13 protein-coding genes and 1 pseudogene are annotated in these 13,368 nt (G+C 59.9%); 9 read left to right on the top strand and 5 right to left on the bottom strand.

Translation table 11 applies throughout. From position 1 onward, the window contains the following. Nucleotides 1–198: 198 nt before the first annotated feature. Together rhtA and JWR98_RS21885 are read left to right on the top strand one after the other, a co-directional pair. Entirely contained in the window at nt 199–1,086 is an 888-nt protein-coding gene (gene rhtA / locus JWR98_RS21890) for a threonine/homoserine exporter RhtA (RefSeq protein WP_078732422.1), read from the top strand. A gap of 168 nt (nt 1,087–1,254) precedes the next feature. Beyond that, nucleotides 1,255–1,536 (top strand): hypothetical protein, encoded by a 282-nt coding sequence (locus JWR98_RS21885; RefSeq protein WP_042944436.1) that lies wholly within the window; start codon nt 1,255–1,257, stop codon nt 1,534–1,536. A 98-nt stretch (nt 1,537–1,634) separates the two neighbouring features. On the opposite strand, the gene JWR98_RS21880 is transcribed toward JWR98_RS21885, so the two are convergent. The 3 genes from JWR98_RS21880 to JWR98_RS21870 all read right to left on the bottom strand — a co-directional run bounded on the left by JWR98_RS21880 (nt 1,635) and on the right by JWR98_RS21870 (nt 5,147). After that, complete coding sequence (locus JWR98_RS21880; protein WP_205491172.1) at nt 1,635–3,443, bottom strand: aminopeptidase P family protein; 1,809 nt, start codon at nt 3,441–3,443, stop codon at nt 1,635–1,637. Nucleotides 3,444–3,482: 39 nt separating this feature from the next. Continuing rightward, the gene (locus tag JWR98_RS21875) at nt 3,483–4,643 is read right to left on the bottom strand and encodes a cysteine desulfurase family protein (RefSeq protein WP_078732420.1); all 1,161 of its coding nucleotides are present in this window, start codon (nt 4,641–4,643) and stop codon (nt 3,483–3,485) included. A 234-nt stretch (nt 4,644–4,877) separates the two neighbouring features. Next, on the bottom strand, nt 4,878–5,147 hold the full coding sequence (locus JWR98_RS21870; RefSeq protein ID WP_003172987.1) for a hypothetical protein: 270 nt from the start codon (nt 5,145–5,147) through the stop codon (nt 4,878–4,880). Between the two features lie 399 nt (nt 5,148–5,546). Here JWR98_RS21870 and msuE point away from each other — a divergent pair. From msuE to JWR98_RS21850, 4 genes and pseudogenes are all read left to right on the top strand, one after another. After that, a pseudogene (gene msuE, locus JWR98_RS21865) lies at nt 5,547–6,109 on the top strand (FMN reductase). A 9-nt stretch (nt 6,110–6,118) separates the two neighbouring features. Further along, complete coding sequence (gene ssuD / locus JWR98_RS21860) at nt 6,119–7,261, top strand: FMNH2-dependent alkanesulfonate monooxygenase (RefSeq protein WP_078732418.1); 1,143 nt, start codon at nt 6,119–6,121, stop codon at nt 7,259–7,261. 76 nt (nt 7,262–7,337) lie between these two features. Next, the gene (locus JWR98_RS21855; RefSeq protein WP_205491173.1) at nt 7,338–8,489 is read left to right on the top strand and encodes an acyl-CoA dehydrogenase family protein; all 1,152 of its coding nucleotides are present in this window, start codon (nt 7,338–7,340) and stop codon (nt 8,487–8,489) included. 12 nt (nt 8,490–8,501) lie between these two features. Continuing rightward, nucleotides 8,502–9,605, top strand: coding sequence for a sigma-54 interaction domain-containing protein (locus JWR98_RS21850; RefSeq protein WP_078732416.1), 1,104 nt, complete (start codon nt 8,502–8,504; stop codon nt 9,603–9,605). Here the strand turns inward: JWR98_RS21850 and JWR98_RS21845 are convergent. Continuing rightward, nucleotides 9,594–9,959 (bottom strand): antibiotic biosynthesis monooxygenase, encoded by a 366-nt coding sequence (locus tag JWR98_RS21845; protein WP_078732429.1) that lies wholly within the window; start codon nt 9,957–9,959, stop codon nt 9,594–9,596. The two genes, JWR98_RS21850 and JWR98_RS21845, sit on opposite strands and share 12 nt — an antisense overlap. Nucleotides 9,960–10,057: 98 nt before the next feature. On the opposite strand from JWR98_RS21845, the gene soxR reads away from it, so the two are divergent. Next, nucleotides 10,058–10,498: a redox-sensitive transcriptional activator SoxR gene (gene soxR, locus JWR98_RS21840; protein ID WP_078732415.1), complete on the top strand. Its 441-nt coding sequence runs from the start codon at nt 10,058–10,060 to the stop codon at nt 10,496–10,498. A gap of 89 nt (nt 10,499–10,587) precedes the next feature. Beyond that, nucleotides 10,588–11,046, top strand: a complete 459-nt coding sequence (locus tag JWR98_RS21835) for a VOC family protein (RefSeq protein WP_078732414.1) — start codon at nt 10,588–10,590, stop codon at nt 11,044–11,046. A 24-nt stretch (nt 11,047–11,070) separates the two neighbouring features. Here the strand turns inward: JWR98_RS21835 and JWR98_RS21830 are convergent, their stop codons facing one another. Further along, a complete protein-coding gene (locus JWR98_RS21830) occupies nt 11,071–11,796 on the bottom strand; it encodes a UTRA domain-containing protein (protein ID WP_078732413.1) in 726 nt (241 codons plus the stop codon). A 351-nt stretch (nt 11,797–12,147) separates the two neighbouring features. Here JWR98_RS21830 and JWR98_RS21825 point away from each other — a divergent pair, with 351 nt between their 5' ends. After that, nucleotides 12,148–13,224, top strand: a complete 1,077-nt coding sequence (locus JWR98_RS21825; RefSeq protein ID WP_078732412.1) for an ABC transporter substrate-binding protein — start codon at nt 12,148–12,150, stop codon at nt 13,222–13,224. The last annotated feature ends 144 nt before the right edge of the window (nt 13,225–13,368 follow it).

Raw genomic sequence — 13,368 nt, 5'->3', positions numbered from 1 at the left:
TCGACTGCGCCGGAAGTGGGGCGAATTATAGGCTTCCAGAATCTGTGGTCAAGCATTAAATTCGTTTTCTATCAAACACCCTAAGTACGTCCTATAAAGACGCTTAGCCCAGCTGACTGAGCAATATATTGCTCAACACACCACAGTTAAGCATCATAGCGCCCTCTGCTTCTCAAATATGACTTCGGACGCGCGCCCATGACCACCTCCCCCCGCAGCCTGGCCTCAGTATTGTTCCCAGTCGGCCTACTGTTGATCGCCATGGCCTCAATCCAATCAGGCGCCTCGCTGGCCAAGAGCATGTTCCCTGTCATCGGGGCACAAGGCACAACGACTCTGCGCCTGATCTTTGCCAGCGTGATCATGCTGCTCATATTAAGACCGTGGCGTGCCAAGCTGACAGCCAAGTCCCTGCGCACCGTCGTCGTCTATGGAATGGCACTGGGCGGCATGAACTTCCTCTTCTATATGTCATTGCGCAGCGTCCCCCTGGGCATCGCCGTCGCCCTCGAATTTACCGGCCCCCTCGCCGTAGCCATCTACGCGTCACGCAAAGCAGTCGACTTCCTGTGGATCGCCCTTGCGATCATCGGCCTGCTTCTGCTGATTCCCATGGGCGAAGCCAGCAGCGGCATTGATTTGACCGGCGCGGCTTATGCGCTGGGCGCCGGCGTCTGCTGGGCACTCTATATCCTGTTTGGGCAGAAGGCAGGCAACGACAACGGCGTTCAAACCGCAGCCCTTGGCGTGATGATCGCCGCTCTGTTTGTCGCGCCTATCGGCATCGTTCACGCCGGCAGCGCATTGCTCATGCCTGCGCTGATTCCAGTTGCCATCGGTGTCGCCATTCTGTCCACGGCGCTGCCCTATACCCTGGAGATGGTTGCACTGACGCGCCTCCCAGCGCGCACCTTCGGCACACTCATGAGCATCGAACCTGCATTCGGTGCGCTGTCCGGTCTGTTTTTCCTGCAGGAGTACCTGTCCCTGGCGCAATGGCTGGCCATCACCTGCATTATTCTGGCCTCGGTCGGCGCGACGTTGACCATGCGCAACGAATCAAAGCCTCTGGTTCCCGCCGATTGACTGTTCTTTGAAGGTTGCTCTGGTATTTGCCGTGCATTTAGGCCATGTTTAAGAAGCTGCAAACGAATGTCATTTCATGGAGATTTTCGACAAGGACAGCACGAACGCTACGCTCGAGAGCGAGTAGAGCCAGCTTCAAGCATTGCGAAGCGGCTATTAAGGATAGGAATGAAGCGAATTTTGATACTGCTGATGATCGTGGCCATTGCTGGCTGTGCCGCGACCACACGGACAGAAATAAAACGCGGTAAAAAAGGGCTGCACATCAACTGTTCCGGCCTGTCATCTTCCTGGGACCAGTGCTATACCAGTGCGACCAACGCGTGCGGCACCAAGGGCTACCGGGTTATCGCCAAGTCCGGTGACAATTCCGAGGAACCAGGGGACTACCCCTTCGGCCTCAATCCCGCCGGCTATACCAGCCGCAGCATGATCGTCATTTGCAAGTAAGCGACCGAGCAGTCCGTATGCGACTGCTCAACCGTCTTCACCAGAGACATTCACGGCAGCCCAACACGCCACCGGCAGGCAGCGCACAGGGGGCTATATCAAATTGCCGACGTACGCACCTGCAGCCACTCCAGCGCAACGCCACTGAGCAACGGGCTCAGACGTTCGCGTACCTCGGCGTGATACGCATTGAACCATTGGCGCTCATCCGCCGTGAGCAGCGACGTCTCCAGGCATCGAGTATCGATCGGACACATTGTCAGGGTTTCAAACGCGAGGAATTCGCCAAACTCGGTTTTGCCCGCTTCGCGGTTCAACACCAGGTTCTCGATACGCACGCCCCAACGTCCCGGGCGGTAAGTACCCGGCTCGATCGATGTGATCATCCCCGGCTGCATGGCGGTTTGCGGCGCAGGGGCCGCCTGGTAGGCGATCACTTGCGGGCCTTCATGCACATTCAGAAAATAGCCTACGCCGTGGCCCGTACCGTGGCCGTAGTCCACGCCTTCGGCCCAGATCGGCGCACGCGCGATCGAATCCAACAGCGGCGACAGAATCCCTTTCGGGAAATGCGCACGAGACAAGGCAATAACCCCCTTGAGCACACGCGTGCAGTCGCGTTTCTGTTCCTCGCTCGGCATGCCGACAGGCACCATCCGCGTGATATCCGTCGTGCCGCCAAGGTACTGGCCCCCCGAGTCGATCAACAGCAAGCCATCGCCTTCGATCACCGCATGCTCTTCTTCGGTCGCATGGTAATGCGGCATCGCACCGTTGGCGTTGAACGCGGCAATGGTGTTGAAACTCAGCGACACATAACCCGGGCGACGCATGCGTGCAGCGGTCAGGTGTTCGTCGATGGTCAGTTCGGTAATACGCTCACGACCCAATGCACTGTCCAGCCAGGCAAAAAACTCGCACAACGCCGCACCGTCCTGATCCATGGCCTGACGAATGTGTTCGGCATCCGCCAGGCTCTTGCGCGATTTGGCGAGAGTGGTCGGGTTCAGGCCTTCCACCAGCTTGACGCCGGCATCGAGGTTTTCCAGCAGGCCGGCAGTCACCCGGGCCGGGTCAACCTGCAGGCTGGCTCCCGATGGCACCGCGCGCAGGGCATCGGCCACTTCGCTGTAGTCGCGCAGTGTCACACCGTCGCGCTCAAGGACAACGCGCAGCTCGGCGTCAACTTTGCTCAACGCCACGAACAAGGTGGCCTGCTGTTGATTGATTAGTGCAAAGGACACAAACACCGGATTGAACGACACATCGCCGCCACGCAGGTTGAACAGCCAGGCGATGTCATCCAGGGTAGCGATGAAGTGCCAGTCGGCTCCCTTCTCTTTCAAACTGGCGCGAAGTGCGGCGAGTTTTTCGCCACGGCTGACAGTGGCCTGCGGCGGCAAGTGTTGATAGAGCGGTTGGTTCGGCAGGCTCGGGCGGTCCTTCCAGACCTCATTGAGCAAATCGGTATCGGTACGCAACCGCGCACCGCGCTCCGCCAGTTTACTGCCCAGGGTACGCGCCGAAGCAACCGCCATCACAGCGCCATCCACCGCCACCACAGCACCCTCCGGCGTCTGTTCGGCCAGCCATTCCAACGGTCCTGGCTGGCCCGGCTGCAGCTTCACCAACTCGATGCCACTGCCCTTGAGCTCCTTGGTTGCCTGCTCCCAATAACGACTATCGGCCCACACCCCGGCGAAATCCGCGGTGACAATCAGCGTTCCGACAGAACCATGGAACCCCGACAACCATTGACGCCCCTGCCAGTAACCCGGCAAGTATTCGGACAAGTGCGGATCGGCCGACGGCACCAGCAAGGCATGGATGCCCTCGCGGCTCATCAGTTCGCGGGTCTGCGCCAGGCGCTGGGGAACCGTTCCATGGGTCAAAGGCTGCGTACTCATTGTGTCTCCTGCTAACCACTCATAATTGTTATGTGAAAATCAAATGGCCCAGAACGCCGGTGCGCTGGCGAGCGCGGCCTTGATCAATTGCACGGCCTGATCAATGTCCTGCTCAGTGGTAAACCGACCCAGGCTCAAGCGGATGGTACGGCTGGCACTGCGCGCATCATGTCCCAACGCCATAAGCACGTGGGACGGTGCATTGCTCGCGGAGCTGCACGCCGACGTGGCAGAAAAAGCGATACCGGCGCTCAGTGCACTGGCGTTGAATTCACCTTCACTGAACGTCAGGCTGAGGGTATGGGGAATACGCTGCGTGAGGCTGCCATTGAGGCGCACGCCACCGACCGTATCCAATTGGTCCAGCAGACGCTGGCGCAAGGCGACAATCCTGGCTTTTTCTTCTGCAAAAGACGCGGCGGCCAAGGCGAACGCCGTGCCCATGCCCGCGATCTGGTGGGTCGCCAGGGTACCGGAGCGCAAGCCGCCCTCGTGGCCCCCGCCATGAATCTGCGCCAGGACCTTCTGTTGCGCCCGAGGCCCCACGTACAACGCGCCAATACCCTTGGGGCCGTAGAGTTTGTGCGCGGAAAACGACATCAGGTCCACCGGCCACTGCGCCAGGTCGATGGCCACCTTGCCCGCCCCCTGCGCTGCGTCCACATGTAATAACGCGCCATGTTCACGCACGCACGCGCCGATGGCGGGGATGTCATTCAGGGTGCCCAGTTCGTTATTGACCAGCATCAGCGACACCAGAAAGGTGTCGTCGCGCAACGCTTCACTCACCGCGTCGGCACTGATCAACCCGTCGGCGTCCGGGACCAGGTAAGTCACCGCCACGCCCGCTTCCTGCAATTGCCGTGCGGTATCCAGCGTGGCCTTGTGTTCGATCTGGCTGGTGATGATATGCCCACCCGCCACGCCGCGTGCCTGGGTCACGCCTTTGATCGCGAGGTTGTTCGATTCGGTGGCGCCGGAGGTCCAGACGATCTGCTCCGGCTGGGCGCCGACCAATTCGGCCACTTGGTGACGCGCCTGTTCAACCGTTTGCCGGGCCGCCTGGCCGAACGCATGGGAACTGGACGCAGGGTTACCGAAATTGGCGTTGAAGCCCAGGCACTCGACCATCACCTGGATGACTCGCTCATCCACCGGGGTAGTGGCTGCATAGTCGAAATACAACGGACGTTTAGTCATGACAGTTAAGACTCGCAGAGCTGGTTCCCGAGAGCAGTATCTCAGGAGGCATCGACCGGAACAGAGGTCGTCAGGTTTACCGCATCGAATGCCATTAAAGAAGGACCACTGTATGTAAATGTGCGTAGGAACGCTCCTGAAACTCAGCTTAACAGGCTGAAGTCACGCTATGGAAAACAAAAAACCCGAGGTTCCTCAGGGGAAACTTCGGGTTTTTTGCCGCACAGCGACTGCTCAACTGGGACGACCATGCAGAACCACGCTGCGCTCGGCGTTCATTTCACCCTGACGATCAAAACCGAAGGGTTTCTGTGGCTGCCCGGTCAGTGCGGCGCGCTGGCGTTGATACTCATCAAACGACAAGCCGCGACGGCTAAGGGCCTCGAGGGCCAGTTGGCGAGATTCTTCGGCGGTGTAGGGACGCAGCTCAGGCGAAGGATGCGTCGCACAACCGGCGAGGACAGCGGTGACAAACAATAAGGAAACAGCGAGAAATCGGTTCATGGCGGTAGCCCTGCGAAGGAGGTGTCGAGTCAATGAACACAGGCTACTCCCGGCCTTACCCAGTGAAAAATCACCTCCCGTGATAGTCGCTATCATCCGCCAAGGCACCTTGGATAACGCCAACTTCATATTTCATTAAGTTATATAAATATGGAAATTCGTTCGTTTACGGAATAAACACAACCCTCTATAACTGGCTCCAATTCGGCCCTCAACTGTTCGCCACGCAACTGTTGTCCACGCAACAGCCATTCAACAATTCGGCGGGCAGACAACAGCAGCATTGCTCAGCCGCGGGGCCGCAGCCCACGGCGCTCAAGGCTTGCACTGATTGGTACAGCTCTTGCTCAACACCTTGAACAACCCTGCTACGTACCCCTGTTGAAAAAGGAAGTGTTCATGAGCCGTCCCCTGAATGTCGTCGCCCTCTCCGGTGGAACCTGGCGTCCGTCCCGCACCTTGGTAGTGACTCAAGCGCTATTGGCCGAATTGGCCAGCCGGCTGTCGATCCAGACCACCCTGATTGAACTGGGCGACATTGCCAGACCACTGGGCGGGCACTGTCCCGTGACGAGTTGCCCGAAGACGTCGAAGCACAATTGCTGGCCATCGAAAAGGCTGACTTGCTGATCGTCGCCGCACCGGTCTATCGCGGCTCTTACCCCGGACTGCTCAAGCACCTGTTCGACCTGATCGGTCTCAATGCCCTGATCAATACGCCGGTATTGCTTGCCGCCACAGGCGGCAGCGAGCGCCACGCCTTGGTCCTCGATCACCAGCTTCGCCCATTGTTCAGCTTCTTCCAGGCGTTGACCCTGCCGATTGGCGTGTACGCCACCGAGGCCGACTTCACCGACTACCAAATCACCAGCGAGCTGTTAAAGGCCCGAATTCAATTGGCGGCAGAACGTGCAGCACCGTTGTTTGCTGCGCATGTCCCGTCTCTGCTGAAAATCGCTTAAGGAAGGGTCATGGACGTTTTCTGGTTTCTGCCGACTCACGGCGACGGTCACTACCTGGGCACGACCCAAGGTGCGCGGCCCGTCACCCTCAACTATCTGAAACAGGTGGCTCAGGCGGCTGACAGCCTGGGTTACCACGGCGTGCTGATTCCTACCGGACGCTCGTGCGAAGACTCCTGGGTCATCGCCTCGGCGCTGGTGCCGCTGACCGAACGCCTGCGCTACCTGGTGGCGATCCGTCCGGGCATTATCTCCCCCACCGTCTCGGCGCGTATGGCCGCGACACTGGATCGCTTGTCCAACGGCCGTTTGCTGATCAATGTGGTTACCGGCGGTGACCCCGACGAGAACCGTGGCGATGGCAGCTTTCTTGACCACGCAGAACGTTACGAAGTCTCCGACGAATTCCTCAGAATCTGGCGTCGTGTATTGCAGGGCGAATCGGTGGACTTCGAGGGCAAACACCTGCGTGTGCAGAATGCGAAGGCGCTCTACCCTCCCGTGCAAAAGCCGTATCCACCGCTGTACTTCGGCGGCTCGTCCGACGCGGCGCACGACCTCGCCGCCGAACAGGTCGACGTGTACCTGACGTGGGGCGAGCCCCCCGCCGCCGTCGCGGAAAAACTTGCGGATGTGCGTGAGCGCGCCGCTCGCCACGGGCGCACGGTAAAGTTTGGTATTCGCCTGCATGTGATCGTGCGCGAAACCGAAGAGGACGCGTGGAAGGCCGCCGACCGACTGATAGAGCACATCAGCGACGAAACCATCGCAGCTGCGCAAAAATCCTTCTCGCGTTTTGATTCCGAAGGCCAGCGCCGCATGGCGGCCCTGCACGATGGGCGCCGCGACAACCTGGAAATCGCCCCCAACCTGTGGGCCGGTGTTGGCCTGGTGCGCGGCGGTGCCGGCACCGCGCTGGTGGGCACCCCGCAACAAGTGGCCGCGCGCATCAAGGAGTACGCCGACCTGGGCATCGAGAGCTTCATCTTTTCCGGCTACCCGCATTTGGAAGAGGCCTATCGCTTTGCCGAGTTGGTGTTCCCGCTGCTTCCGGAACCCTACGCCAGCCTCGCTGGGCGTGGAATAACCAACCTCACCGGGCCGTTCGGCGAAATGATTGCCAACGATGTGTTGCCGACGACAAAGGCCTGAGTTCAGTAAGAACGGCCAAATAGACATTGAGGAACACCGTGTGACAGCCAAACCCCACAGCGTCCTGCCATCACCGATGCAGACCGCCAAACTGCTGGCCGCCGAGTTCGCCCTCAGCGCCGTCGAACGCGATGAGCGCGGCGGCACGCCCAAGGCCGAACGCGACGCTCTGCGCCACAGCGGCCTGCTGGCGCTGAGCATTCCGACCCAATACGGCGGCCTTGGCGTGCGCTGGAGCGACACTTTGGGCATCGTCCGCGAATTGGCCAAGGTCGACAGCTCCATTGCTCATGTCTTCGGTTTCCACCACCTGATGCTCGCCACCGTGCGCCTGTTTTCGCGTCCGGAGCAATGGCAACCCTGGTTCGAACAGACCGCACGCAAAAACTGGTTCTGGGGCAACGCCCTCAACCCGCTGGACACACGCACAGTGGTCAAGGATTTCGGCGGCTGGCGCGAATTTTCGGGCAAGAAAAGCTTCTGCTCCGGCGCCAGCGACTCGGAAATGCTGATCGCCTCCGCAGTGGATGAAAGCGCTGGCGGCAAGCTGCTGATCGCGGCCATCCCCAGCGGGCGCAGCGGCATCACCTTGCACGACGACTGGAACAACATCGGCCAACGCCAGACCGACAGCGGCAGCGCCAGCTTCGAGCGGGTGCGCGTCGAGGAGTCGGAATTACTGCTCGACCCAGGCCCGCTGAGCACACCCTTCGCCTGCTTGCGTCCGTTGATTGCCCAACTGACCTTCACGCATATGTTTCTCGGCATTGCCGAAGGCGCCTTTGACGAAGCACGCAACTACACCCTCACCGAAACCCGCGCCTGGCACAAATCGTCAGCCGAGGATGTGCGACAGGACCCTTACGTGTTGCACCACTACGGCGAGTTCTGGGTGGCACTGGAAGGCCTGCGCCTGCTGGTGGAACGCGCCGCCGAGTTGCTCGACCGCGCCTGGGCCAAAGGCCCCGGCCTCAGCGAAAACGAACGCGGTCAATTGGCGATTGCCATCGCCACCGCCAAGGTCGCCGCCACCCGCCAGGGCCTGGACCTGTGCAACCGCCTGTTTGAAGTCACCGGCGCGCGCTCCACCCATGCCTCCCTGCGCCTGGACCGTTACTGGCGCAACCTGCGTACACAAACCCTGCACGACCCGGTGGACTACAAACTCCACGAACTGGGGGACTGGGCGTTAAACCAGGTCCTGCCGACTCCGACGTTCTACTCATAAGAAGAGGTGCCCATGCAGCTTTTAACCTTACCGCCCTCGCCCGCCCTTGCGACATCGATCCGCGCCACGGCCCAAGTCTTCGAAGACCCGAAATCCCAGGCGCTGCTCGACCATATCCAGCAAGTGGCGCCCAGCGAAGCCAGCGTGCTGATCATCGGCGAGACCGGCACCGGTAAAGAGTTGGTGGCGCGCCACATTCATAACCTCAGCGCACGGCGTAACCGGCCATTCGTGGCGGTAAACTGCGGCGCCTTTTCTGAATCTTTGGTGGAAGCCGAATTGTTCGGTCATGAAAAAGGCGCCTTCACCGGCGCCCTCAGTGCCAAGGCCGGCTGGTTCGAAGAGGCCGACGGCGGCACCTTGTTCCTCGACGAAATCGGCGATTTACCGATGGCGATCCAGGTCAAATTGCTGCGCGTATTGCAGGAGCGCGAAGTGGTACGCCTGGGCTCACGCAAGAGCATTCCTATTGATGTGCGCGTACTGGCCGCGACCAACGTGCAATTGGAAAAAGCCATCAATGCCGGACATTTCCGCGAAGACCTCTACTACCGCCTCGACGTGGTCAGCCTGGAACTGAGCCCGCTGCGCGATCGCCCCGGCGATATCCTGCCGCTGACCCGCCATTTCATCGAAGCCTACAGCCAGCGCCTGGGTTATGGCCCGATCACCATCAGCCGCGAAGCCGAACACAAGCTCAAAAGCTACAGCTGGCCGGGCAATATCCGCGAACTGGAGAACGTGATTCACCACACCCTGCTGATCTGCCGCAACGGCGTCATCGAACGCGACGACTTGCGCCTGTCGAACATGCGCATCGAGCGCCAGGACGACAGCCAGCACAGCACCGAAAACAGTGCCGAGGCCTTATTGGAACGTGCCTTCCAGAAGCTCTTCGAAGAACAGGCCGGCGCCCTGCATGAAAAGGTCGAAGATGCCCTGCTGCGCGCCGCCTACCGTTTCAGCCATTACAACCAGGTACACACCGCCAACCTGCTGGGCCTGAGCCGCAACGTCACACGCACACGCCTGATCAAGATCGGTGAACTGGCGGTGAACAAGCGTCGGCCAGGAGAAAATGTGCAGGGTGAGCGCATGCTGCACCTATCCATATAGGCGGCAGTGCAATGCATTGTCATGACTGCGCTCGAAACTGCGCAGTACATGGAACGAACCAAAGGTCACGGCCGTAGCCTGGTGAGCGCGGATCAGCGTCCAGAAATCCTCATCGCCCCGCTCAAACCGCTTGAACGCCGCCTCGCCATCCGCACGGGACTGCCACTGCAAGTAGTTGAGAACCCGGCGTCCATCATCGCTGACCTGCACGCTTGCACTCAGGAAGCCGACATGGCCCTGGGCCAGGCGCTCGCTTTGAGTAGACAAGGCCGCCACCAGGGCGACTTGCTGCCGGGGCTCGATATGAAACTCGATCAGTTGAGTGAAGCTGCGATTTTTCTCTGATACCTGCATGAACACTCCCCTTTCTATGTAGGCAGAATCTTGCGATCCAGTGCCACGCAGGGTAAAACCTCTAGTTAAGTCAAGGTCAAGCACTTAATCGGAGTTTTATGGTCACCAAGGAACTCACCGTTGGTCAATTGGCCGCGCGCAGCGGCGTAGCGGTCACGGCCCTGCACTTCTACGAAACCAAGGGCCTGATCACCAGTCATCGCAACGCCGGTAATCAACGGCGCTACCCAAGGGATGTATTGCGCCGGGTAGGGGTGATCAAGATCGCCCAACGTCTTGGCATTCCTCTGGCAACGATTGGCGAGGCGTTGCAGACGCTGCCAAATGGCCGCACGCCGACGGCCAAAGATTGGGAGCGTTTATCGGCACTGTGGCGCGAAGATCTGGATGAACGCATCAACAAGCTGTTGCTGCTGCGCGACAAACTCAACGGCTGCATTGGTTGCGGGTGTCTGTCGCTGGAGGCCTGCCCGCTGCGCAATCAGGACGATCAACTCGGGGAGCGTGGGCCAGGCGCGCAATTGCTGGAACCCAGTTGAGTATTCTCGTCGGAACCCTCGGAGCCCTTGATTGGCGTGGCCTATAGTGAAAAGGTCACCCCTTCGCAATCCCAATCAAGGAGAACGAGATGAACGTTAAACCCATCCCCGAGGGCTATCACAGCATCACGCCCTACCTGGGCATCGACAAAGCCTCTGATGCCATCGAATTTTACAAAACCGCCTTTGGCGCCACCCAAGTCATGCGCCTGGATATGCCCGACGGCAAGGTCGGCCACGCCGAACTGCGCATTGGCGGCTCGCCGATCATGCTGGGTTCGCCATGCAATGAAATGGCCCTGCGCAATCCGGGAGAACACACCAGCGTCGGTTTGCATCTGTATGTGGAAGATGTCGACGCGCAGTTCCAGAAAGCTGTCGCTGCCGGCGCCACCGTGGTGTCCGAACCGAAGGACCAGTTCTATGGCGACCGCTGCGCGAGTGTGAAGGATCCCTACGGCCATCTCTGGTTCCTGGCCACCCACAAGGAAGACCTGACCGAGGAACAGATTCGCGAACGGGCCCAGGCGATGTTCCAGCAAGGCTGACGGCCCAGAACCTGGACCAGGCAATCAAGGCGTTGACCCCATGACATCCACCCCCACATGAATCGCATCATGCCGCCAGAACTCCAGGTCGCAGTCGATCAAGCGCTGGTGCTGGTCATAATTGACCCGGGCGATACGCAAGCCGGGGCTGCCCGCCGACACGCGCAACGCGGCGGCGGCTTCCACCGGCAGCGACGTCGGCACGATCTCGAAACGTACCCGGCCGTAGTGCAGGTCGTACTTGCGCGCGTACAACTCGGTCATCGACTGATTCAGGTCGCACTCAAGAATCCCTGGAAAATACTGCGGGTTCAGGTAGTGCTCGACATACAGCACCAACCGCCCATCGATCCGCCGGCCCCGGCAGATCTGGATCACGCTGGACAGCGCCGGCAACTGCAACCACGCGCAGACCGCCGCCGAGGCCGGTTGCAGGCGCGCGCTTATCACTTCGGTCGAGGCCACCCGCCCCTGGTCATTGACCATTGCGTGAAAGTGGCTGCGTTGCATCAGGTTGTAGGCCAGCCGTGGCGGCGAAACGAACCAGCCCCGGCGCTCTTCACGATAAATCTGCCCTTGGGCTTCCAGTTGTAACAAGGCTTCCCGCACGGTGATCCGGGTGGTACCAAACAACTCGCTGAGCTTGCGCTCGGCCGGCAGCTTGCTGGCAGGCGGCAACAGGCCGTGGTCGATCTGCTCTTGCAGCGCCAGGCCAATGGAGGTTACCGCCTTGATTGCCTCATCACGCATCAACGTTACCTATCTGGACTAGACCAGCACCGTTCAGGTGCATAAAGCGCTCGGTAAATGTGCTTGTATTACCGCCTACCAGCCTAGGTATTACAGATGACCGACAGATGACAGTCCGCGCACCGCCTCGCACTTCACCCTGCAATAGATCGGCCAAGTCCAGGCCCTCCGGGCACTTGAGCATGGTCTACGCTAAGCCTGCGCGCAGCGACCTTGGCGCGCTAAAAACGACATCGACATGAAACTGTCATCCATCGAGCCTAAATTGGCTCAGGTATTGCTGACCTAGACCAACACCACCGCTAACGTTCATAAAAAACGCCGCGTTGAAAACGCCCAAAGGAGCTTCGGATGAAACAGCTTTTCCTGGCATCACTGTTAGGCTCGACCATTGCCATGTGCACCGCCGCCATGGCTGCTGATACCGATCTAAAAACCTTGGAAGCCGCCGCAAAAGCGGAAGGCGCCGTCAACAGCGTCGGCATGCCCGATGACTGGGCCAACTGGAAAGGCACCTGGGAAGACCTGGCCAAGACCTACGGCCTCAAGCACATGGACACCGACATGAGCTCGGCCCAGGAAATCGCCAAGTTCAAAGCCGAAAAAGACAATGCCAGCGCCGACATCGGTGACGTGGGCGCAGCGTTCGGTCCGATTGCCGTGAAGCAGGAAGTGACCCAGCCGTACAAACCGTCCACCTGGGCGTCGGTGCCGGATTGGGCCAAAGACAAAGACGGCCACTGGGCCCTGGCCTACACCGGCACCATCGCGTTTATCGTCAACAAGAAGCTGCTGCACGGCTCCGAAGTCCCCACCAGTTGGGCCGACCTGCAAACCGGCAAGTACAAAGTGTCGGTGGGTGACGTGAGCACCGCGGCCCAGGCGTCCAACGCCGTGCTGGCGGCGGCCATTGCCAATAAAGGCGACGAAAAGAACATCGCACCCGGCCTGCAGTTTTTCACCAAGATCGCTCAGCAAGGTCGCCTCGGCCTGTCCAACCCGACCATCGCCACCATGGAAAAAGGCGAAATCGAAGTGGGCATCGTCTGGGACTTCAACGGCCTGAGCTACAAAGCCAAGATGGCCAACCCGGATGACTATGTAGTGCTGATCCCATCGGACGGCTCGGTGAAATCCGGCTACACCACCATCATCAACAAATACGCCAAGCACCCGAACGCCGCCAAGCTGACCCGCGAATACATCTTCAGCGACGCCGGCCAACTCAACCTGGCCAAGGGCAATGCGCGTCCTATCCGGGCTGAAACCGACCTGAAACTGCCGGCCGATATCGCCAAGAACCTGATCCCGGGCGAGCAGTACACCAAGGCCAACCCGCAGCCGATCAAGGATGCCGATGCCTGGGAATCGACCTCCAAGAAGCTGCCTCAGCTGTGGAACGAGCAGGTCATCGTAGAGATGAAGTAAGCCTGTCGCCCACGTTGGAAACCCAGTGGAGATCCGATGTGGGAGGGCGGTGCGACGATTCGACTTGTCTCCCTCCCACACTTGACTGTGCCCACTCCAGAAGGAGTGAGGCGATCAGATCCGTACGTTACCGCGCGGCCCGGC

It is taken from the genome of Pseudomonas lactucae (assembly GCF_016937615.1).
In the GTDB taxonomy this organism is placed as follows: Bacteria; Pseudomonadota; Gammaproteobacteria; order Pseudomonadales; family Pseudomonadaceae; genus Aquipseudomonas; species Aquipseudomonas lactucae.
This window is presented reverse-complemented; position numbering and strand designations above follow the sequence as displayed.